This is a genomic window from Paractinoplanes maris (genome assembly GCF_023544465.1).
In the GTDB taxonomy this organism is placed as follows: Bacteria; Actinomycetota; Actinomycetes; order Mycobacteriales; family Micromonosporaceae; genus Actinoplanes; species Actinoplanes maris.
Map to the genome: position 1 here is coordinate 514047 of NZ_JALPVL010000005.1, position 21832 is coordinate 535878.

Below are 21832 nucleotides of genomic sequence, written 5' to 3' on the forward strand. Positions count from 1 at the left end.
TCTCTTAGTAGACGAACGGCCAGCCGGCCGCGTCGTAGCCGATGAGGTTGATGCCGAGCCGGGACGCGCCGTTGTCGGCGTAGTAGTGGTAGACGAGGACGTCGGCGTCGGTGTCGGCCAGCACGGCCTGGTGCCCCGGCCCGTGGATGCTGCCGTGCCCGGCCAGCACCTGGGTGCCGCCGCCGGAGTTCATCGCGATGCCGGCGCGGTCGGTGAACGGCCCGTCGGGGCTGGTCGAACGGCCGACCATGATGCGGTAGGTGCTGGCCGCGCCCTGGCAGCACCGGTCGAACGACACCCACTGGTAGTAGTAGCCGCCGTGCTTGAACAGGAACGGCGCCTCGATCGCCCCGCCGTTACGGCCGGCGATGGCGCGGATCGTGGAGTCGGAGCGCTTGCCGGTCGACGGGTTCAGCGCCACCTGCTTGATGCCCGACCAGAACGACCCGAAGCTCAACCACCACCGACCGGCGTCGTCGACGAGCAGGTTGGGGTCGATCGCGTTGAAGTTGTCGGCGGTACGCGACTCGATGACCAGGCCCTGATTCGTCCAGCTGCCGGAGGCACCGGTTGGGCTGGTGGCCAGGAAGATCGCCGAGTGGTTGGACCCGAACGTCGAGGCCGAGTAATACAGGTAGTACTGGCCGTTGCGGTACGAGATGTCCGGCGCCCACAGGTTGCGGCTGCCGCCGGTGTAGGCCGTCGTCCACGGCGCGCCGTTCGGGAAGGCGCTGCCCGCCGCCCGGAACGCGGTGCGGTCGGCCGAGGTTGTCAGCGGGATGTTCGTACCGGTCTGGGCCAGCAGATAGGTGCCCGACGGCGTCTTCACCATTGCCGGGTCGTGCGTGCCGGTCGCGCCGGAGACGGCGCCCGGGCCGGGGTACGAGGGTGGTGGCACGGTCGGAGTGGCCGCCGCGACGGGTGCGGTCGCTCCGGTCGTCGCCGCCTGGGCCTGCATCGTGATGGCGCCGATCGCCACGACGACGGTCGCCACCGCGCCGGCGAGCAAGGCGCGTCGAGTGCTGGACATGATGCTCCTTCGAGATCGGTCGGCTCCCCCACGCCTCGCCACCATTGTTGTTCGTCGATGTTAACGTTAACCATGCAGATGTCAAATACCGCGGACACCGCTACCGTGGTCGGAATGTCAGCATCGATCACGCGCGAGGACTGGGGCTCGGCCTCGGGACCCGTCGACCGCTACCTGCTCGACAACGGCGCCGGCTTGCGTGCCGCGGTCCTCACCCACGGGGGCGTCCTGCAGAGCCTGGAGGTTCCGGACCGGACGGGCGCCACGGCCAACGTCGTCCTCGGCTTCGACCGGCTGCAGGGCTACCTGGACAACCCGGGGCCGTATTTCGGCGCGCTCATCGGCCGCTACGGCAACCGGATCGCCCAGGGCCGCTTCGAGCTCGACGGCACCACCTACCAGCTGCCGATCAACAACGGACCCAGCAGCCTGCACGGCGGCGCGAGCGGCTTCGACCAGCGGCTGTGGTCGGCCACGACGGTCGACGAGGCGCTCGAGCTGCGGCTGGTCAGCCCCGACGGCGACCAGGGCTATCCCGGCGCCCTGAGCGTCACCGTCCGATACTCGGTGACCGTGGACAACGCGCTGCGGATCGACTACGAGGCCACCACCGACGCGCCGACCGTGGTCAACCTGACCAACCACAGCTACTTCAACCTGGCCGGCGAGGGCAGCGGCGACATCTACGACCACCGGCTGCGGATCAACGCCACCCACTTCACCCCGGTCGACGCCGACCTGATCCCCACCGGCGACTTCCATCCGGTGGCCCGCACCCCGATGGACTTCCGCGAGCCGGTGGCCGTCGGCGAGCGCATCCGCACCGGCGACGCCCAACTGGCCCACGCCGGCGGCTACGACCACAACTGGATGCTCGACGGCCCGAGCGGCGAACTCTCCCCGGCCGCACACGTGACCGAGCCGACCAGCGGACGGACGCTGACCGTCTCCACCACCCAGCCCGGGCTGCAGTTCTACTCCGGCAACTTCCTCGACGGCACGATCACCGGAACCAGCGGCCGCCTCTACCGCCAGGGCGACGGGCTGGCGCTGGAGACCCAGCACTACCCGGACTCCCCCAACCAACCCGCCTTCCCGTCAACCGTCCTGCGCCCCGGCGAGACCCACCGCTCGACCACGGTCTTCCAGTTCGGCGTCTCAGCCACCTGACCGCGACTGGCCGGACCGCTCCGGGCCCGGCGCCACGGGCAGGGCGACAGCGGGGCCGGCCACGGCGTCCGAGTCTTGGCGCTTCGGGTGGCTGACAGCGGCCGGCCCGGGGAATGCGACGATCTCGGGGACTTCCCGGGTAGGGCCGCATGGACAAGGACAGGCAGATGAGCCGCTACATCATCGTCGGTGCGGGCGCGATCGGTGCCACGGTCGGAGCCCAGCTGCACCAGGCCGGCATCGACGTCGTCCTGGTGGCGCGGGGCGCCCACCTCGAGGCACTGCGCGAGCACGGTCTGCGCTACCTGCGTCCCGACGGTGAGCACCGGCTGCGCATCCCGGTGTCGTCCGGTCCCGACGAGACGCCGGTCCGTGACGGGGACGTGCTCGTGCTGGCCACCAAGTCGCAGGACACGGCCGCGGCCCTGCAGAAGTGGGCCGGCGCCACCGACGTCCCGCTCCTGACCCTGCAGAACGGCCTGGAGAACGAACGTCTGGCGCTACGCCTGTTCCCCACCGTGATCGGCGGTGTCATCTGGGCCCCGGTCAGCCATCTCACCCCGGGCGAGGTCGTCTCCCCCGGCCATCCGGCCCCGGCGGTGGTGTGGCTGGGCCGCTACCCGGCCGGGAGCGGCGAGCCGGCCGAGGGCATCGCGGACGACCTGCGCCGGGCCGGAGTGGTCGCCCGGGTGGTGCCCGACATCCAGCGGTGGAAGGCCGGCAAGCTGCTGGGCAATCTCGTCAACGGCCTGGACGCGCTCTATCCGCCCGGCGACCGGCGGAAAGCGGCGGCGGCTGTGCTGCGGCAGGAGGCCGAGGCCGTCTTCGCCGCGGCGGGGATCGACCCGGCCGACCTGGGAGCCGACCTCGGCGGTTTCGTCCAGCGGCCGGTGCCGGGCCACCCCCGGCCCGGGCACTCGACCTGGCAGAGCCTGGCCCGCGGCGCCACCCCCGAAACCGACTACCTGAACGGTGAGATCGTCCTGCTGGGCCGGCTGCACGGCGTCCCCGCACCGCTCAACCAGGCCGTGCAGGAACGCGTCCGACGGGCGGCCTCCGAGGGCACAGCGCCGGGCTCACTCGACGACGCCGATCTGGCCGCCCTGCTCCCGCCCCACAACCACCACGACAACGGCCCCACCCTCACGTCCCCGGCCGGCGACCAGAGCCATACCAGCCCAACCCACACGCCCCCGGTCGGCGACCACAGCGACACCAGCCCGACCATCACGCCCTCGGCCAGTGACCACCGCGACGCCGGCCCCACCCCCGCACTCCCGACCAGCGATCCCCGCGACGCCAGACCAACCGACGCGTTCTCCGCCGGCGACCGCCGTGACGACATTCTGATCGACGTGGCCGAGTTGCAGGCGCGGCTGACCGGATCGGACGCGCCGGTGGTGCTGGACGTGCGATGGGTCCTGGGCGACCCGCACGGGGCCGAGCACTACCGCGCGGGCCACATCCCCGGTGCCGTCTATGTCGATCTCGAGACCGAGCTGGCCGGTCCGGCCCGCCCCGGCACCGGCACCGGCCGGCACCCCCTCCCCGACCTGGCCAAGTTCCAGGACGACGTACGCCGATGGGGCGTGACCCGGCGCGGCGGCGTGGTCGTCTACGACAACACCGGTGGGCTCGCCGCCGCCCGCGCGTGGTGGCTGCTGCGCTGGGCCGGTATCCCCGACGTCCGCATCCTCGACGGCGGGCTGGCCGCCTGGCTGGCCGCGGGCCACCCCCAGGCCACCGGCGACGCCCCTTCCCGCCCGGCCGGCGACGTCGTACTCCGGCCCGGACAGCTGCCCACCCTGAACGCGGACCAGGCGGCCGACCTGCCCCGTACGGGAACGCTGGTCGACGCCCGGGCCGGCGAGCGCTACCGCGGTGAGGTCGAGCCGGTCGACCCGCGGGCCGGGCACATCCCCGGCGCGGTCAGCCTGCCCACCGCGGCCAACCTGGACGGTGGCCGGTTCCTCGCCACCGCCGCGTTGCGGGAGCGCTTCGCCGGACTGCGCGGCCCGGTCGGTGTCTATTGTGGATCAGGCGTGACCGCCGCGCACGAGATCGCCGCCCTGGCGATCGCCGGCATCGACGCCGCCCTCTATCCCGGTTCGTGGTCGGAGTGGTCGTCGGACCCGGGCCGCCCGGCCGGAACCGGCACCGGCACGGGTTCCGGCACATCATGACCGCCGGACCGGTGGGCCGGACCGATCACGGCACCGCGGCTCCAGCAGCGTGATCCGAGGGCGCCGAGCCCGGTCACACAGAGGTCGCCGGCGGGCGGACCCGATCACGGCACCCGCGGCTTGAGCAGCGTAATCCGGGAGGCGCCGAGCTCGGTCACATAGAGGTTGCCGGTGGCCACATCCTGGGTCACGTCGAGCGGCTGACTGAACCCGGTGAACCCGGTGATGCCGGTCGTCCGGTTGGACAGCGCGCCCGACGCGGCGACGTCGAAAGTCTCGATGTCCTGCCCGGCCGAGTACCGGACCACCAGCAGCTTGCCGTCGAGGGCGCCGCCGCGATACTCGATCGAGCCGTTGGCCGAGGCGTGCAGCCCGGCGTCGTAGGTGCCCGCCAGGTCGAAGGCGGGATCGGGGGCGGTGCCGCTCGGATAGGCCCCGACCTGGAACGGATCGGTGCCCGCGGTCGGGTTGCCGCCGGCCAGCACCCACTCGCAGCGCGCCGGGTTGGGATGACCGTAGTAGCGGCCCGCCCGCACGTCGAAGACGTAGTCGGTCTCGGCCGTCGGCACGTTCGTCAGGGCAGGCACGGCCGGTCCGGTGTAGCCGCGGCGGGCACACGAGGCCGGCAGGGTGGCCGGAGTCGCGGGCGTGTTGCCGCCCGCCGCCGAGCCGTTGGTCGGCGCGTAGAGGTGGCCGTTGCGGTGCCACACCAGGTCGTACGCGTTCCGAACGCCGGTGGCATACAAGGTCAAGGGCACACTTCCGGCGTACGGGCTATAGGTGCCACCGTCCTCGGTCTTCACATCGAGCGGCAACGCCGCCGGCAGCCGCCCCGGGTCGAGGCGCAGGACGGCCGCGCTGAGCACCCGCTCCGGCCGGTTGCCCCACGTCGAGTCCGGGGCACCCATCGCGTTGTTGGCGCCCTGCGACAGATACAGCGCCCCATCCGGCCCGAACGCCAGCGAGTTCGTCTCGTGGTCCTTCACCGACCGCGGCAGGTTCACCACCACCGGGGTGTACGTGCCGAGGTCGGCCCCGCTGAGCCGGCCGATCCGTCCCGACCAGTCGGGCACGTTCAGCGGCCCGGTGTACTGGTAGTTGTCGGTCACCCAGAGGATCGGCGCGGCCGCGGTCGACGCCGGGTCGAAGGCCATCCCGATGACCGTGCGGGCCGGTGCGCCCGGCAGGCCGAGGGCGGCGGCGTTGTCCCGTACGGCATTGATGACCACCGGGGTGCCGAGCGTGCCGCCGGCGTTGATCGGGAAGCGGAAGACGCGGCCGTCGAGGGTGCCCGCGTAGAGCCGGCCGTCCGGGCCCTTCACGACCGTGGTGAACGGAGCGCCGGTGGCCACGCCGACAGTCTTGTCGAACGCCGCCGAGCCACCGGTGGGATTGCCACTGGCGGTGGTGAAGACCATCGAGTACGGGGCGAAGGGCCTGCCGGTCACGTCGGTCACGCCGCTGGTGACGGTGAAGCGGTAGGTCGTCAGCGGGGCCAGGGGCGCGGTCGGTGAGAGGTTGATGACGTCGCCGCCACCGCTGGTAATAGTGGTCGCGGCGACCGGGGCGCCGTCGCTGAGCCGGGTCAGCGTGACCGTCGAACTGGTCAGCGAGGCCGCCCGCACGCCGCCGTTGGGCAGCACCAGGTCCTCGACGACGCTGGTGGTCAGCGGCACGCCGGTCGCCAGGTTGGCGGGCGTACTGGTGCGCACGGCCGGCGTGCTCTCGGCCCCGGCCACGGCGGCGATGTCGGCGTACGCGAACTTGGCGTTGACCCCACCGGCCGGGCTGATGGTCAGGCGCCCGTCGGTGACCCGCACGGTCCTGGTGGCGGTGGAGAACTTGGTCGTGGCGGTGGGGGTGAAGGCGGCGATCGCGTTCTGGTCCTCGACGGACACCCAGTTCGTACTGTTGACCGCGGTCCCGGCATCGCCGACGGCCACGGTGACTGTGTAGAGCCCGGCCGGAACGGCCGCCTCCCAGGCGCCCGGGGTGGCCACGCCGGCGGATCCGGCCGGGAGCTGCGCGTGCAGGAAGGTGGCGAGGCGCGGGTCGGTCTGGCCGGCGGCCGGATTGCGGTTGCGGCCGTTGCCGGTCAGGTCGATCGGCGTACGCTCGCCGAGGTCGACCCAGCCGAAGCCGCGGGCCGCGGTGAAGGCGCCTCCCGAGTCGCGGACGTATCCGGCGGCCGGCGTGGTGGCCGCGTCGGAGAAGTCCACCTTCAGCGGCACGAAATCGGCGGTGACCCGGCTGAGGTCGACATAGTTGAGCTTGGTGTTGGTGCCGCCCACCGCATCGACGGTGAGCCGGCCGTCGGTGACCGCCACCGTCACCGTCGCCGGGCGGAACTCGGCCGCGGCGGTGGAGACGAATTCGCCGACGGCCACGACGCCCTCGACCCGCACGGTGTGCCGGCTGTCGTACGTGGGCTGGTCGCCGGCCGAGACGGTCACCTGATAGGTGCCGTCGGCCACGGCATACTCCCAGGCGCCCTCGGTGAGCACGCCGTTGGTGCCGCCGACATCGCCGTACTGCATGTGCATGACGGTGTTGAGCCGCGCGTCGACACCGGCCCGGGCCCGGTCCCGGGTGTTGCGGGTCAGGTCGAGCGGCTCGGTGGTGCCGCGCCGTACCCAGCCGGACCCGCGCCCGGCGTCGAAGGCGGTCCCGGTGTCGGCGGTGTAGCCGGCCGGAACGGCGGACGTGGCCGGCTGGAAGTTGATCCGGGCGACCGGGGTGACGGCAGCGGTGGCGGGGGTGGCCGGGGCGACAGATCCGGCGAGCACGAGAGCGGCGGCAACGATCCAGGGGCGACGGCGCATGAACGACAACGTCGCACGTCGATCGCCGCCCGGATCAGTCGGAAATCCGCAGGCGAGGCGATTTCCAGGCCTGCGGTAACAGCGACAGCTCCCGTGATCTCCGGCCATTACGGTGAGGGGCATGAAAATCGTGGTGCTGGACGATTATCAGCGAGTGGCCCGGGATTACGGCGATTTCGGTGCCCTGCCGGAGGCCGACGTCGACGTGCGGCACGAGCATCTCGACCCCACCGAGCTGATCGCCGCGCTGAGCGACGCCGAGGTGGTGGTGGCCATGCGCGAGCGCACCCCGTTCCCGGCCGAGGTGTTCGAACGGCTTCCCCGCCTGCGCCTGCTGGTCACCACCGGCATGAACAACGCGGCCATCGACCTCGAGGCCGCCGCGGCGCACGGCGTCACGGTCAGCGGAACGGCCATGTACGGCGCCACGAAGAGCTCGAACACGGCCGAGCTCACCTGGGCGCTGATCCTGGCCTGCCGGCGGCACGTGGTGACCGAGGACAGGGCACTGCGCGACGGCCGCTGGCAGACCACGATCGGCACCGACCTCGCCGGCAGCACCCTGGGCGTGCTCGGGCTGGGCCGGATGGGCACCCAGGTCGCGCGCATCGGCCAGGCCTTCGACATGCGGGTGACCGCCTGGAGCGAGAATCTCACCGAGCAACGGGCGGCCGAGGCCGGGGCGACCCTGGTGTCCCGCGAGGAGCTGTTCGCCGGCAGCGACGTCCTGACCATCCATCTCAAGCTCAGCGAGCGGACGACGGGCCTGGTCGGCCCGGCCGAGCTGGCCGCCATGAAACCGTCGGCGGTGCTGATCAACACGTCCCGCGGCCCGATCGTGGACGAGTCCGCGCTGGTCGCCGCCCTGATCGCGGGCCGGATCGCCGGGGCCGGCCTCGACGTCTACGGCGTCGAGCCGCTGCCGCTGGGCAACCCGCTGCGCGGCGCCCCCCGCACCGTGCTGCTGCCGCACCTCGGCTATGTCACCGAGCGCAGCCTGCGCGGCATGTACGAGCAGGTCGTCGAGGACATCGCTGCCTGGCAGGCCGGCGCGCCAGTACGCGTCCTGGCGGCGCCGGCCTGAGGCCGGCTCAGCGCTCGGTCTCGAGCTCCGGTGTCGTGCCGTTCACGGCCTTGGCCGCGCCCAGCTTGCTGAGCAGCGCGGTCAGGTCGATGCCGGTCAGGTCGGTGCCCAGCTGCAGGCCCTGAGCGACGTTGCCGGCCACCGACTTGGTCAGCGACGAGGCGCCGTCGGTCGAGATGACGGTCATCTTGTCGATCGCACTCATCGGCGCCGCCGCGGCCTCGACGACCTGCGGCAGCACCCGGACGAGCAGGTCGAGCACGGCCGCCTCGCCGTAGGCGGCGAACGCCTCGGCCTTGCGGGCCATCGCCTCGGCCTCGGCGCCACCGCGGGCCAGGATGGCCGCCGCCTCGGCGGCCCCCTCGCGCTCGATCGCGTCGGCGATCGCCGTGCGGCGGCGCTGCTCGGCCTCGCCCTCCTTGGCGCCCTCGATCGCGTTGGCCTCGGCCAGCGCGGCCCGCCGGGCGCGCTCACCCTCACCGGTCAGCCGGGACTGCTCGGCCTGCGCCTGCGCGGCGGCGATGGTGGCCTGCCGCTGAGCGTCGGCGCCGAGCACGGCGGCGGCGCGGGAGGCCTCGGCCTCCTGCTCGACCTTGTAGCGCTGGGCGTCGGCCGGCTTGCGCACCTCGGTGTCGAGCTGGCGCTGCTTGAGCTCGGCGTTCTGCTCGGCCACCTTCTGCTGCTCGGCCAGGATGGCCTGGTCGCGCTCGGCCTGGGCCAGCGGGCCGGCCGCGGCCGAGCGGGCCTTGGCCGCGTCGATCTCGGCCTGGATGCCGGCCTGCTTGAGCGACAGGTTGCGCTGCGCCTCGGCGATGGCTTCCTCAGCCAGCAGGCGCTCCTGCTCGGCCTGCTGCCGGGCCCGGGCCTCGGCGATGGCCGCGTCCTTGAGCACGCGGGCCGCCTCGGGCCGGCCGAGGTCCTGGAGATAGGAGCCCTCGGCCACGATGTCCTGCAGCTGGAACGCGTCGAGCACCAGACCCTGGTTGGTCATCGAGTGCTCGGCCTCCTCGGCCACCGCGCTGGCGAACGCGGCCCGGTCACGGATGATCTCCTCGATCGTGAGCCGGCCGACGATCGAGCGCAGCGCACCGGCCAGCACCTCGCGGGTGAAATCCTCGATCTCGGCCTGCTGGTGCAGGAAGCGCTGGGCGGCGGCCCGGATCGCGCCCTCGTTGCCGCCGACCTTGACGATCGCCACGCCGTGCAGCTCGGCCCGGATGCCCTGCTTGGAGACCGCGCCGCGGATGCTGACGTCGATCCGGCGGCTGGACAGGTCGAGCGACTGGAGTTTCTGGACGACCGGCAGGACGAACACCGAGGCGCCCATGACGACTTTCTGCCCGGACATGTCAGTGCTGCTGGTGCCGTCGGCCGACTGGGTCGTGCGGCCCTTGCGACCGGTGATGATGAAGGCCTCGTTGGGCCCGGCCACCTTGATCCGGGAGAGCACGAACAGGACGATAAGGATGACAAGGAGTACGGCACCGCCGACGGCGATGAGCAGAGGTGACATCTACGCTCCAGGGTGGAGGGTCTCATCGACCCGAAAGGTTTCCTCGACCACGACACTCGTGTCGGACGGCGCCTCGATCACGAAGACGTGGGCGCCGGCCGGGATGGGGTGCTCGGCGCGGGCGTACAGCTTGACCGGCTGCCCGCCGAGCAGGACGCGGACCTCGCCGTAACCGGTGCCCGCGGGCACCGGCGTGACGATGACACCGACGGAGCCGACCAGATCCTGCCGGCGTGGGGTGGCGTCGGTGGGCATGGTGCGGGCGGCCCGCGACAGGCGCAGGGCCAGCCAGGCGGTGGGCACCGCGGCGACCAAGCCGATGACGGCGGCCGCGGCGATCGCCCCCGGGGTCTCGGCGCCCAGCAGCTCGGCCGCGATCGCCCCGGCGAACCCGAAGGCGCCGAGGAATCCGGCCACCACCTCGAGCGAGACCGGACCGTCGCCGAAGTGCAGGACGCTCAGCAGCTCACCGCCGAGCAGAGCGAGCGCGAGAACCACCACACCGGCGGCGCCGAGCACCAGGAAAACCACCGTCGCCGTCGCCATCGGCCCGCCCTTCCCCGCCCGAACGCCGAGGTCAGGGTAGTTCATCAACGCCAATCGCCCGGGGCCGGTCACCGCCGCCGCGGGTGATGTCGTCCCCGCGCGGCGGGGGCCTCAGACGGGCTCGGCGTAGACGACGACGTTGTGGCTGTAGACGCCGTCGTGGAAGGAGCCGCCGCACGTCACCAGGGCCAGGCGCGGGGCGGTGCCCGGGGCGAACAGGTCGGCCGGCAGGCGCTGCTTGGAGTAGCTGCGCCGGGCGACCGCGCGGTAGGCGAAGACGCGCTCGCCCGCGCGGACCTCGATGGTGGCGCCCAGGGGCAGGTTCTCGAGCCGGAACAGGGCGCCGGGGCCGTCCTCGGCGGTGTCCACGTGACCGGCGATCACCACTGTCCCCCGGGCCGAACCGGGCGTCGCCGACCCGATCCACCAGCCGAGCCGGGCCGGATCGTCCGGCACGGTGAGGGAGCGGTCGGCCCGGACGCCGACGGCGTCGACCGGAGCCGCGACGCGGAGCTTGCCGATCGTCACCCGGGCCGGCACGGCCCAGGCCGGCGCGCTGGGCACCGGAGCCGGGCCACGGCTCGGACGCAAAGCCGGGGACGAGGCCGGCGCGACGGCCGCGGCGGATCCCGGCGCGACGGCCGCCGCGGGCACCGAGCCGGCGTCCTCGGCGGGCCGCCCCGAGTGGATGGCCAGGACCACGCCGGCGACCGACGCCGACAGACCGGCGGCCAGAGCCGCCCAGCCTGCCGTGCGCCGGCCGCCGGCCGGTGCGAAGGTCACGCCTGGACCGTGCGGCGCCGCCGGAGCAGCACCACCGCGGCCACCGTCAGGAGGACGCCGAACGACAGCAGCGCCACCACCGGCGTGGTGAAGGTGCGGTCCGCGGCCTGACCGCCGGTCCCGCTACCGATGCTGGTGGGCACGCCGAGATCGCGGGCGGCGTTGTCCAGCAGCTCGTGGTGCGACGCGATGACCGGCGCGGCGGCCCGGGCGTTCTTCTTGGCCGCGGCGTCGCTGCCCCGGGCGATCTCTCTCTGGCCGTTGGCCATGGCCGCCATGTGGGCGTCCATCTGGGTCGACACGAACAAGGCGTCGAAGTCGTCGCCGGACGCCTGCTGGTAGCGAGCGGCCAGCGCCTGCTGCTTCTCGTTCGGGGCGTCGGGCAGGTCCACATCGAGCTGCGAGGCCGTCTGCTTCACGGCGGCGTCGAGCTTGGTGTGGTCGGCGACGAACCGGGCGCCCAGGTCCTTGACGTCCTCGCTCGCGCCCTTCTGCTGCGCGAGCCGGCCGCCGGCGATCTCGGCCAGGTTGGACTGGTGGGCCGCCCGCAGATAGGCGGCGTCCTGGTCGGAGGGTGCGGCCTGAGCTGCCGTCGCGGGGAGGAGGAGCAATCCGGTGACACTCAGGACCGCAGCGACTCGTTTGATCAACATGGAACAGTTCCTCTCGTCGGGAGCGAGAGGCGGGTACCCGGTGTTCGCCCGGCCATGCGGGCATTCGACGCGGAAATCGACGCAACTTTTCTTGAGCAGAGATCCGGAAAAACGAACGGCCCCGTCGACGAAGCGACGAGGCCGAACGATCAGGCCGGCCTGCCAGGGACACTTGTTCCCTGACCCCCGTGGCCGGCGTCGCTCGTCGTTGAGCAGGCTCTGCGTCGAGTTTCCGGGCTCCGACCACGGCGTGGACGAAGTCTGGACGAATTTGGACGGCGATCGAGCCAGGCCCTAACCTCGGGCGTTCGAGCCGTCCGGCGTGATCTTGGGAGTGAGCGATGCCGTCGCAGGAACCGGTGCCACCCTCGGGCGCGTTCGGCACGCTGCCCGACCCGGCCGGGGCGGGCTCGCTCGGCGAACTGGTCGAACGGCTGCGGCTGCTCAAGGTGTGGGCGGGCGATCCCTCGTACGAGATGATCAAGGACCGGGTGAATGCGACCTGGACCGCGGCGGGCCGGCCGCCGACCGAGCTGGCCCGGCGGTCGACCGTGGCCAACCTCTTCACCCCCGGCCGACGCCGCTTCAACACCGACCTGGTGATCGCGGTGGTCGAGGCGTTGCACCCCGACGTCGGCTACGTGACCCAGTGGCGGCAGGCCCTGCGGGTGATCGGCGGCGAGACCGAGGCGGTGGCCCAGGTGCGGGTCCAGGACGTCCTGCCGGAGGACCTGGACGGGTTCACCGGGCGAACCGGCGAGCTCGACCGGCTGCGGGCGGCCGTCCGGGACGGCGGCGCGGTGGTGATCACCGCGATCGAGGGGATGGCCGGGGTCGGCAAGACCCGGCTCGCCGTGCACGCCGGGCACGAGCTCGTGCGGGCGAAGGCGGTCGAGCGGGTGCTGTTCGTCAACCTGCGCGGGTTCCACCCCGACGACACCCAGCCGCCGGCCGATCCGGGAGCGGTCCTGGACGGGTTCCTGCGGCTGCTCGGCCTGCCCGGTCAGCGGATCCCGCACGACCTCGCGGCCCGCGCGGCGGCCTACCAGGAGCTGCTCGCGGGCACCCGGACGCTGATCGTGCTGGACAACGCGGCCACCACCGATCAGGTACGCCCCCTGCTGCCGGCCGCCGCGGGCTGCGTCACCCTGGTCACCAGCCGCCGCCGCCTGGCCGGCCTGGACCCGGCGACGCGGCTCACCGTCGGCACCTTCACCGCCGACGAGGCGCTGACCTTCCTGGCCGGTGCGCTGCCCGGCGTCCCCACCGGTCCGGATCCTCAGGCGGCGGCCCGGATCGCCTCGCGCGGCGGCCACCTGCCCCTGGCGCTGAGCCTGATCGCCGGTCACGTCCTGGGCACGCCGGGCTGGACGCTCACCGACCACGCCGACCGGCTCGACGAGCGCCATCGCGCCCGGCGGCTGGACACCGGCGTCGAGCTCGCGCTCGACGTGTCGTACCAGGGTCTCCCCCACGACCAGCGGCGGCTCCTGCGCCTGGCCGCCCTGCACTCCGGTCAGGACCTCGACCTGTACGCCGCGGCGGCGCTGGCCGGAGCCGAGCTGCCCACCGCCCGCGCCCTGGTCGGCCACCTGCTCCGCGATCACCTGCTGCAGCCGGCCGGCCCCGGGCGATACACCTTCCACGACCTCGTCCGGGCCTACGCCACCACCCGCGCCCAGGATCAGGATCCGCCACCCGTACGCCACGCGGCCCTGACCCGCCTGTTCGACCACTACCTGGCGACCGCCGCGGCGGCCATGAACACCCTGCACCCGGCCGAGGCCGCCCGCCGCCCGGCTGTCGCCCCCGCGGGCACGCCGGCGCCGGACCTCACCGAGCCCGGGACCGCGTCGGCCTGGCTGGAGACCGAACGGCCGACCCTGATCGCCGTGGCCGCGCACACCGCCGGACACGGCTGGCCCGGCCACACCACCCTGCTGGCGCGCACTCTTTATCGCTTCCTTCAAGGCGGCGAGAGCAGCGACGCCCTGGCGGTGCACGGCCACGCCCTCGAGGCCGGCCGGGACAGCGGGGACGTCACCGCGCAGGCGCACGCCCTGACCGGCATCGCGATCGCCCACCTGCGCCAGGGCCGCACCGAGCAGGGAGCCGGTTGCCTGCGGGAGTCCGTCGCCCTGTTCCGGCAGATCGACGATCCGGTCGGGCAGGCCGCCGCCCTCTACAACCTGGGCATGGTCGGGGACCGGTCGGGCGACTTCGACGCGGCGGTCGGCCACTGGACGCGGGCGCTGGCCCTCTACCGGCAGGCCGGCGAGCCCAACGGCGAGGCCCTGACCCTGAACGGCCTCGGCATGACCATGCAGCGGGCCGGCCGCATCCCGGAGTCCCTCGGCTATTGCGAGCAGGCCCTGACTCTGGCCCGGCAGAGCGGTAACCCGCACAGCGCGGCCTTCGTGCTCAACACCTTCGGCAACGTCGAACTGCTGTCGGGGTTGCCCGACCCGGCCGCCGGGCACCTGAGTGAGGCGCTGGCGCTCTTCCGCCAGGTGCACAGCCGGTCCGGCGAAGCGACCGTGCTCGACAGCCTGGGCCTGCTGTACACCCGGATCGGCGAGTTCGAGCGGGCGGTCGACCACCACCGGCAGGCGCTGACCATCGTCCGCGAGATCGGCGACCGCGACGGCGAGACCCACGTGCGCAACGGGCTGGCCGCGGCGGTTCTGGCAGCCGGGCGGGCGGCCGACGCCGTCACCCACTTCGAGGACGCGCTCGCCGTCGCCACCAGCGTCGGCGCGCGCAGCCAGCAGGCCGAGGCACACGCCGGTCTGGGCCGGGCCCACCAGGAACTCGGCGACGCCCCGTCGGCCCGCTCGCACTTCGAGCAGGCCGTCGACCTGTACGCCGCGTTCGCTCCGGAGGAGGCCGAGCGCCTGCGCGCCAAGGCCGCCTCATTGACCTGACCGTTGTTTCGGGAGCGCTCCCATGTAACGATGCAGATCGATGCAAAGGAGTCCCGGCATGAAGCTGCGCGCGCTGTTGGCCGTCTTCGTCCTCGGCCTGGTCGGGCTGGCCGCCCCGCCGAGCGCGGCTGCCGCGCCCGCCTACAGCTACGGCGAGGCGCTCCAGAAGTCGCTGTTCTTCTACGAGGCCCAGGTGGCGGGCAAGAAGCCGGCCTGGAACCGGGTCTCCTGGCGGGGCGACTCGGCGATGCGGGACGGCTCGGACGTCGGTCTCGACCTGACCGGCGGCTGGTTCGACGCGGGCGACCACGTCAAGTTCGGGCTGCCGATGGCCTTCACGACCACCATGCTGGCCTGGGGCGCGGTCGAGAACCGGGCCGCCTACGCGGATTCCGGTCAGCTGACCCACCTGCTCAACAACCTGCGGGTGCCCAACGACTACTTCATCAAGGCTCACCCGTCGGCGAACGTGCTCTACGGCCAGGTGGGCAAGGGCGACGACGACCACAAGTGGTGGGGGCCGGCCGAGGTGCTGCCGATGGCCCGTCCGGCGTACAAGATCGACGCCAGCTGCGGCGGCACCGAGCTGGCGGCGGAGACGGCGGCCGCGATGGCCGCCAGCTCCCTGGTCTTCCGGCCGACCGATGCGGCGTACGCGGACACGCTGCTCACCCACGCCAAGCAGCTCTACGCGTTCGCCGACACCGTGCGCAAGAGCTACCACGAGTGCATCACCGACGCGACCTCGTTCTACCGGTCCTGGAGCGGGTATGCCGACGAGCTGGTGTGGGGCGCGATCTGGCTCCACCGGGCCACCGGCGACGCCTCGTATCTGGCGAAGGCCGAGGCCGGGTACGACGCGCAGGGCAACGAGAACCAGACGAGCACCAAGATGTACAAGTGGACGATCTCCTGGGACAACAAGCAGTACGGCAACTACGTGCTGCTGGCCCGGCTGACCGGCAAGCAGAAATACGCCGACGACGCCAACCGGTGGCTCGACTGGTTCACCGTCGGCGTCAACGGCGAGAAGGTACGCACGTCACCCGGCGGCATGGCGGTCGTCGACACGTGGGGTGCCCTGCGGTACGCGGCCAACACGGCGTTCGTGGCGCTGGTCCACAGCGATTCACTGACTGACGCCGCCCGCAAGCAGCGGTATCACGACTTCGCGGTCAAACAGATCGACTACGCGCTGGGCGCCAACCCGCGCAACTCCAGCTATGTCATCGGGTTCGGCACCAACGCCCCCAAGAACCCGCATCACCGGACGGCTCACGGGTCGTGGTGGGACAGCCAGCAGGTGCCCGAGCAGACCCGGCACGTCCTCTCCGGAGCGCTGGTCGGCGGGCCGTCGGCGCCGGACGACAAGTACACCGACAGCCGCGGCGACTACGTGATGAACGAGGTGGCGACCGACTACAACGCCGGCTTCACGTCGGCGCTGGCCCGGCTGTACGGCGAATACGGCGGAGCGCCCGCGGCCGGCTTCCCGGTCGCCGAGCGGCCGGACCTCCCCGAGCTGTCGGTCGAGACCACGATCACGCAGAACGAGACGCGGTCGACCGGGGTGAAAGCCGTCGTCTACAACAAGTCGGCGTTCCCGGCCCGCGCGCTGACGGCCGGCAAGTTCCGCTACTACTTCACCCGCGACGGCGATGCCGCGCTCACCGTGTCGTCGCCCTACACCCAGGGCTGCCCGGGACCGACGGCGGCCAAGCAGTATTCCGGCAACGTCTGGTACGTCGAGGTCGACTGCACGGGCTACACCATCGCGCCGGCCGGCCAGTCGGCCCACCGGATGGAGGTCCAGCTGAAGATCGGGGTGGTCGAGGGCGGCACCTGGGATCCCACCAACGACCCGTCGTATCAGGCGGCGGCCGGCCCCAACCAGGGCGTCACGCTGTATGACGGCGCGACCCGGGTGTGGGGCGCCGAACCGGGCACGGTGACCCCGGCACCGACGACGCCGCCGCCGTCCGACTCCCCCTCACCCTCGCCGACCCCGACGCCCACCCCGACCGCGACCCCGCCGTCGGGATGCCGGGTGGCCTACTCCACCAACGATTGGAGCACCGGCTTCACGGCCACAGTCACGCTCACCAACGGCCCGGCCGCGCTCGCCGCGTGGAGCCTCGCCTTCCCGTACGCGGCGGGGCAGCGGGTCACCCAGGCCTGGTCGGCCACGGTGACGCAGTCGGGGACCCAGGTGACCGCGACCGGCCCGAGCTGGAACGGCAGCCTGGCCGCGGGCGCGACGGTCAGCTTCGGCTTCAACGGCACCCACACCGGCAGCAACCCCCGCCCGGCGTCGTTCCTCCTCAACGGCACCGCCTGCACGGTCTGAGGCCGCTTCGGTCAATTTTCGGACGTGCTTGGTTGTCTGGTCCCACCGGACAACCAAGCACAGTCGGGAGTTGAGCATGCGAACCAGAACCATCATCGGTCTCGCGGTTGCGGGTGGCGCCGCCGCGGTCGCCGTCGGCGTGGGCGGGACCGCACTCGCCGCGGGACCGGAGCGGGCCGAGCCGGCCGTCCAGGTGACAGTCGACAATGGACAAACCACCACACCGGGCGGCGGCACCGACAGCGGCACCGGGTCTGCGACACAGTGGGACTGCCCGGAGAAGGACGGCGCGGGCCCGGGCGCGTCACCCGGCTCGGAAGCGCCCGGGTCGGACGCCCCGGCCGCCACGACACTCTGACGAAGTAGGACAGCGGGGCCCGGGCGACAACGCCCGGGCCCCGCGCCGGGGGATATCCCCCAGCCGAAGACGGCCGTCAGCCGGGTCCTGCCCGGGCCGCCGGCTGCCTAGCGTGAACTTCCGTAGTCATCGACGACGGAAGGAGCCCGGGTGATCGAGGTCCGGAATCTCACCAGGCGATACGGACGCACGATCGCGGTCGACGCGCTCAGCTTCGACGTGCGGCCGGGCAGTGTCACCGGCTTCCTCGGCCCCAACGGGTCGGGCAAGTCCACCACGATGCGGCTGATCCTCGGACTGGACCGGCCCGATGCCGGCCAGGCCCGGGTCGGCGGGCACCGCTACCGCGAGCTGCGCTGGCCGCTGCGCGAGGTCGGCGCCCTGCTGGACGCCAAGGCTCACCCGGGCCGGACCGCCCGCAACCACCTGGCCGCCCTGGCCGCGGCCGGCGCGATCCCGCCGGCCCGGGTCGACGAGGTGCTCGACCTGGTCGGCCTGACCGCCGCGGCCGGGCGACGGGCCGGGAAGTTCTCCCTCGGCATGAGCCAGCGCCTGGGGATGGCCGCGGCGCTGCTGGGCGATCCGGCGGTGCTGCTGCTCGACGAGCCGGTCAACGGGCTCGACCCCGAGGGCGTCCGGTGGATCCGCAACCTGCTCAAGTCGCTGGCCGCGCAGGGTCGCACCGTGTTCGTCTCCAGCCACCTGATCAGCGAGATGGCGCTGACCGCCGAGCGCCTGGTCGTGATCGGCCGGGGGCGCCTGCTCGCGGACACCACCGTGGCCGAACTCTCGGCCGGGTCGGCGTCGCTGGAGGACGCGTTCTTCCGGCTCACCAGCGAGGCTGTCGAATATCAGGGGAACGAGGCGACGTCATGACCGCGCAGACTCGGGTGCCGGCCGGCCGGTACGGATTGGCCCAGGCGGCCCGGATGGAATGGATCAAGCTGCGCAGCCTCCGCTCGACCTGGTGGACCCTGCTCGCGACGGCGGCCGGCACGGTGGCGATCGGGGTCGCCGTGGGCCTGAACACCCGCGACGGCTCGGGCGACGTGACCAACAACGCGCTGGCCGGGGTGGTCCCCGGCCTGCTGCTGACCGGGGTGCTGGGCGTCCTGACCATGACCGGCGAATACAGCTCGGGAACCATCCGGGCCACGCTGGCCGCCGTTCCGCGGCGCCCGCTCGTGCTGGCCGCGAAGGCGGTGGTGTTCGGGGCCGTGACGCTGATCGCCGGGGAGGTGGCGGCGTTCGTCGCGTTCTTCGCCGTGCAAGCCACGCTGCGTCCCGGCGTCGCCGCCCCGGCGCTGGATCAGCCCGGGGTGCTGCGGGCGGTCGCGGTGACCGGGGCCGGCTCCTGCCTGATCGGGCTGATCGGCCTGGGACTGGGCGCGATCATCCGGCACAGCGCGGCCGCGATCGGCGTGCTGGTGGGCGGCGTCTACGTGGTGGCCCAGTTCGTCGGCATCATGGCGCACGCCGTGGCGACGTACATGCCGATTTTGATTGTGGCGAACTCGCTGAGCACGACCAGGCCGGTGACCTGCGGTACCGACGCGGCGTCCTGCCCGGACTTCCTGTCCGCGTGGACCGGGCTGGGCGTGCTGGCCCTGTACGCCGCGGTCGCCCTGGCCGTCGGCGGATGGTTGCTGGCCCGGCGGGATGCGTGAGAATGGCGGCATGGCCCCTCCGCTGACCACTTCCCCGTGGGCGGTCGTGTCCCCCTTCACCCGGCGCCGGGGTCGCGAGTTGGCCCATTGCCTGGCCGGTCTGCCGTTAGCGGTGCTCAGCCCACTGGTGCTCCTGGTCCTCGCGACCGACCTGGTCTGGCTGGCCGGCGGGTCCGGGCGGCGCAACCCGTCCCCGGCCGACATCGCCATCGGCACCGCCGGCGTGGGTCTGCTGCTGGTGGTGCTGGTGTCGACCGGGGCGGCCCGCAAGGTCGGCTCGTGGCAGCGCGGGCTGGCGAGCCGGCTGCTCGGGGTCCGGGTCGCGGCGCCGCTGCCCATGCGGCGCCGCCTTGATCCGCGCGACCCGGCCGGCTGGCGGGTCGTGGCCTACCTGCTGGCCAAGCTGCCGATCGGGCTGTTCGGGCTGTACGCGGCGTACTTCTGGGCCGGCGGGCTGGTCAACCTGAGTTACCCGCTGCTGTGGGGAGCCTTCCGCAACCACCCGCCGGGAGTCCGGCTGAGCCCGATGCCGGTCTACACGCCGTTCGGGTTGTTCGGCGAGGGCACGTTCCGGGTCGCGACCCTGCCCGGCACGTTCGCCGCCGTCGCCGCGGGAGCGGCCATGCTGCTGGCCGCGCCGTGGGTGACCCGGGCGGTCACGTCGGCCGACGCCTGGCTGATCCGGAGCCTGCTCGGACCCGGGCGGCTGGCCCAGCGGGTCCACGACCTGGAGCTGAGCCGGGCGCTGGCCGTGGACGACTCGGCCGCGCTGCTGCGGCGGCTGGAGCGCGACCTGCACGACGGCGCGCAGATCCGGCTGGCCACGGTGGCCATGCACCTCGGCCTGGCCCGGACCAAACTGGGCGACAGCGGCGAGGTGGCCGACGCCACGGCCGCCCGCGAGCTGGTCGACCTCGCGCTGCGGGGCGCCAAGGACGCGCTCGGCGACCTGCGCGGACTGGTCCGGGGCATCCACCCGCCGGTCCTCGACAACGGGCTGGCCGACGCCCTCGCCTCGCTGGCCGCCGACAGTGCCATCCCGGTCGAGCTGGCGGCCGACCTCCCGGTCCGGCCCACCCCGGCGATCGAGACCATCGCGTATTTCTGCGCGGCCGAGCTGCTGGCCAACGCGGCCAAGCACAGCTTCGCCGATCGGATCGTCGTCCGGGCGGCCGAGCACCGGGACGTGCTGCTGGTCAGCGTGACCGACGACGGCACCGGCGGGGCCGATCCAGCCCGGGGCACCGGCCTGGCGGGGCTCACGCAGCGGGTCGCCGTGGTCGACGGCGCGCTCCGGATCGACAGCCCGCCCGGCGGTCCCACCGCGGTCACCGTCGAACTTCCGCTGCGCGCATGAAGGCGCGGGTGGTGATCGCCGAGGACGCGGCCCTGTTCCGGGCCGGCCTCACCCGGCTGATCGAGGACCACGGCCACCAGGTGTGCGCGGCCGTGGGTGACGGTGCCGAGCTGATGGCCGCGGTGGCCGAGCATCAGCCCGACGTGGTGGTGACCGACATCCGGATGCCGCCGACCCACACCGACGAGGGTTTGCGGGCCGCGCTCGAGATCCGCCGCCGGCATCCCGGCACGGGGGTGCTGGTGCTGTCGCAGTACATCGAGACCAAATACACGGCCCGGCTGCTGGAAGGCAACGCGTCCGGCGCCGGCTACCTGCTCAAGGAGCGGGTGGCCGACGTGGCCGAGTTCGCCGGCGCGCTGGAGCGGGTCGCCGCGGGCGGCACGGCACTCGACCCCGAGGTGGTCGGTCAACTGCTGCGGGCCGGCCGCCGGGCCGGCGGGCTGACCGCGCTCACCACCCGCGAGCGCGACGTGCTCACGCTGATGGCCGAGGGCCGGTCGAACGCCGGCATCGCCGACGCCCTCGTGGTCACCGGCGGAACCGTCGAGAAACACGTGGCCGGCATCTTCGACAAGCTGGGCCTGCCCCCGGACGACGCCGACAACCGCCGGGTCCTGGCCGTGCTGCGGTACCTGAGCGGTTAGGCCTGCTTGACGTGGGTCTTGACGACCTCGGCCAGCTCGGGAGTCCACTCCATCGGCTGGTGCACGGCCTTGGTGTGCAGCTCGACGTGCTGCAGCAGCTCGTCCTCGCGCGGTGTGGTGAACTCGGCGGGGCAGTCGTTGTTGAAGTCGGCGCATCGGATGGTCACTGTCATGACCAACCTGGTACCCGATGGACGACGGCTAAACGTTGAGCCGCTCCTCACGGAACGCCCAGCTGGGCATGGAGGACCCGGGCCCGTTCATGATCACCCAGACCGCTGTTGCGCCCGCGCCTGCTGGTCGCGGGCCCCGATCTCGAGGGCGAGGGACAGCGCGGCCCGGTGGTGGTCCACGGCCTCGGACGCGCGACCCGCCGCCCGGCCCGCCTCCCCCAGTCCGTTCCGGGCCCACGTCTCGCCGTCGCGGTCGCCGGCCCGCCGGAACAGGGCGAGCGCCTACTCGTGAAGCTCGCTGGCCGAGCCGGGTGTGGGCGGCGCCCGGTCCGTGGAGCGCCCACGCCTCCCCCGACTCGTTGCCGAGCCCCTGGAAGAGCGCCAGCGCCCGCTCGTGATGCCGAGTGCGGCGACCCGGGCCGTCAGGTCGTACGGGATCTGCCGCGCCGCGACCCCGAGCAGTTGCAGGAATCTGTCGAGCACCGCGGAGGGGTCGGCCGGCGGTTGCGCCGCATCCGGGCCGGTCGGCGGGCAGCGCGTCCTGGGCCCGCACCGGGGCCGCGGCCCGCGCCTCG

17 protein-coding genes and 1 pseudogene are annotated in these 21832 nt (G+C 72.9%); 11 read left to right on the forward strand and 7 right to left on the reverse strand.

Translation table 11 applies throughout. From position 1 onward, the window contains the following. Positions 1–4: 4 nt before the first annotated feature. On the reverse strand, positions 5–1030 hold the full coding sequence (locus NAG42_RS17475) for an arabinan endo-1,5-alpha-L-arabinosidase (protein WP_250031355.1): 1026 nt from the start codon (positions 1028–1030) through the stop codon (positions 5–7). Between the two features lie 114 nt (positions 1031–1144). On the opposite strand from NAG42_RS17475, the gene NAG42_RS17480 reads away from it, so the two are divergent. From NAG42_RS17480 to NAG42_RS17490, 3 genes and pseudogenes are all read left to right on the forward strand, one after another. Further along, the gene (locus NAG42_RS17480) at positions 1145–2200 is read left to right on the forward strand and encodes an aldose epimerase family protein (protein ID WP_250031356.1); all 1056 of its coding nucleotides are present in this window, start codon (positions 1145–1147) and stop codon (positions 2198–2200) included. Positions 2201–2367: 167 nt separating this feature from the next. Continuing rightward, positions 2368–3243, forward strand: a pseudogene (locus tag NAG42_RS17485) (ketopantoate reductase family protein); the annotation flags it as partial. Between the two features lie 300 nt (positions 3244–3543). Continuing rightward, a complete protein-coding gene (locus NAG42_RS17490; protein ID WP_250031455.1) occupies positions 3544–4383 on the forward strand; it encodes a sulfurtransferase in 840 nt (279 codons plus the stop codon). Between the two features lie 104 nt (positions 4384–4487). Here the strand turns inward: NAG42_RS17490 and NAG42_RS17495 are convergent, their stop codons facing one another. After that, a complete protein-coding gene (locus tag NAG42_RS17495) occupies positions 4488–7205 on the reverse strand; it encodes an Ig-like domain-containing protein (protein ID WP_250031357.1) in 2718 nt (905 codons plus the stop codon). Positions 7206–7326: 121 nt separating this feature from the next. Here NAG42_RS17495 and NAG42_RS17500 point away from each other — a divergent pair, with 121 nt between their 5' ends. Next, positions 7327–8289: a D-2-hydroxyacid dehydrogenase family protein gene (locus tag NAG42_RS17500; RefSeq protein ID WP_250031358.1), complete on the forward strand. Its 963-nt coding sequence runs from the start codon at positions 7327–7329 to the stop codon at positions 8287–8289. 7 nt (positions 8290–8296) lie between these two features. Here the strand turns inward: NAG42_RS17500 and NAG42_RS17505 are convergent, their stop codons facing one another. The 4 genes from NAG42_RS17505 to NAG42_RS17520 form a co-directional block, all read right to left on the reverse strand. Then, on the reverse strand, positions 8297–9802 hold the full coding sequence (locus tag NAG42_RS17505) for a flotillin family protein (protein ID WP_250031359.1): 1506 nt from the start codon (positions 9800–9802) through the stop codon (positions 8297–8299). Beyond that, the gene (locus tag NAG42_RS17510; protein ID WP_250031360.1) at positions 9803–10348 is read right to left on the reverse strand and encodes an NfeD family protein; all 546 of its coding nucleotides are present in this window, start codon (positions 10346–10348) and stop codon (positions 9803–9805) included. Between the two features lie 111 nt (positions 10349–10459). After that, positions 10460–11131: a class F sortase gene (locus NAG42_RS17515; RefSeq protein ID WP_250031361.1), complete on the reverse strand. Its 672-nt coding sequence runs from the start codon at positions 11129–11131 to the stop codon at positions 10460–10462. Next, positions 11128–11784 carry a DUF4142 domain-containing protein gene (locus NAG42_RS17520; protein WP_250031362.1) on the reverse strand — a complete coding sequence of 219 codons (657 nt, stop codon included), beginning with the start codon at positions 11782–11784 and terminating at the stop codon, positions 11128–11130. The genes NAG42_RS17515 and NAG42_RS17520 overlap by 4 nt, the downstream gene beginning before the upstream one ends. A 341-nt stretch (positions 11785–12125) precedes the next feature. On the opposite strand from NAG42_RS17520, the gene NAG42_RS17525 reads away from it, so the two are divergent. From NAG42_RS17525 to NAG42_RS17555, 7 genes are all read left to right on the forward strand, one after another. Further along, positions 12126–14708: a tetratricopeptide repeat protein gene (locus tag NAG42_RS17525; protein ID WP_250031363.1), complete on the forward strand. Its 2583-nt coding sequence runs from the start codon at positions 12126–12128 to the stop codon at positions 14706–14708. 58 nt (positions 14709–14766) lie between these two features. Then, complete coding sequence (locus tag NAG42_RS17530) at positions 14767–17055, forward strand: glycoside hydrolase family 9 protein (protein WP_250031364.1); 2289 nt, start codon at positions 14767–14769, stop codon at positions 17053–17055. Between the two features lie 76 nt (positions 17056–17131). Then, complete coding sequence (locus tag NAG42_RS17535; RefSeq protein ID WP_250031365.1) at positions 17132–17413, forward strand: hypothetical protein; 282 nt, start codon at positions 17132–17134, stop codon at positions 17411–17413. Positions 17414–17563: 150 nt separating this feature from the next. Beyond that, on the forward strand, positions 17564–18289 hold the full coding sequence (locus tag NAG42_RS17540) for an ABC transporter ATP-binding protein (RefSeq protein ID WP_250031366.1): 726 nt from the start codon (positions 17564–17566) through the stop codon (positions 18287–18289). Further along, positions 18286–19080 (forward strand): ABC transporter permease subunit, encoded by a 795-nt coding sequence (locus NAG42_RS17545; RefSeq protein ID WP_250031367.1) that lies wholly within the window; start codon positions 18286–18288, stop codon positions 19078–19080. The genes NAG42_RS17540 and NAG42_RS17545 overlap by 4 nt, the downstream gene beginning before the upstream one ends. Before the next feature lie 10 nt (positions 19081–19090). Beyond that, the gene (locus NAG42_RS17550; protein ID WP_250031368.1) at positions 19091–20437 is read left to right on the forward strand and encodes a sensor histidine kinase; all 1347 of its coding nucleotides are present in this window, start codon (positions 19091–19093) and stop codon (positions 20435–20437) included. Continuing rightward, complete coding sequence (locus NAG42_RS17555) at positions 20434–21084, forward strand: response regulator transcription factor (RefSeq protein ID WP_250031369.1); 651 nt, start codon at positions 20434–20436, stop codon at positions 21082–21084. The genes NAG42_RS17550 and NAG42_RS17555 overlap by 4 nt, the downstream gene beginning before the upstream one ends. Here NAG42_RS17555 and NAG42_RS17560 read toward each other — a convergent pair. Continuing rightward, positions 21081–21257 carry a DUF1059 domain-containing protein gene (locus tag NAG42_RS17560; RefSeq protein ID WP_250031370.1) on the reverse strand — a complete coding sequence of 59 codons (177 nt, stop codon included), beginning with the start codon at positions 21255–21257 and terminating at the stop codon, positions 21081–21083. The genes NAG42_RS17555 and NAG42_RS17560 overlap by 4 nt on opposite strands. Positions 21258–21832 lie beyond the last annotated feature (575 nt).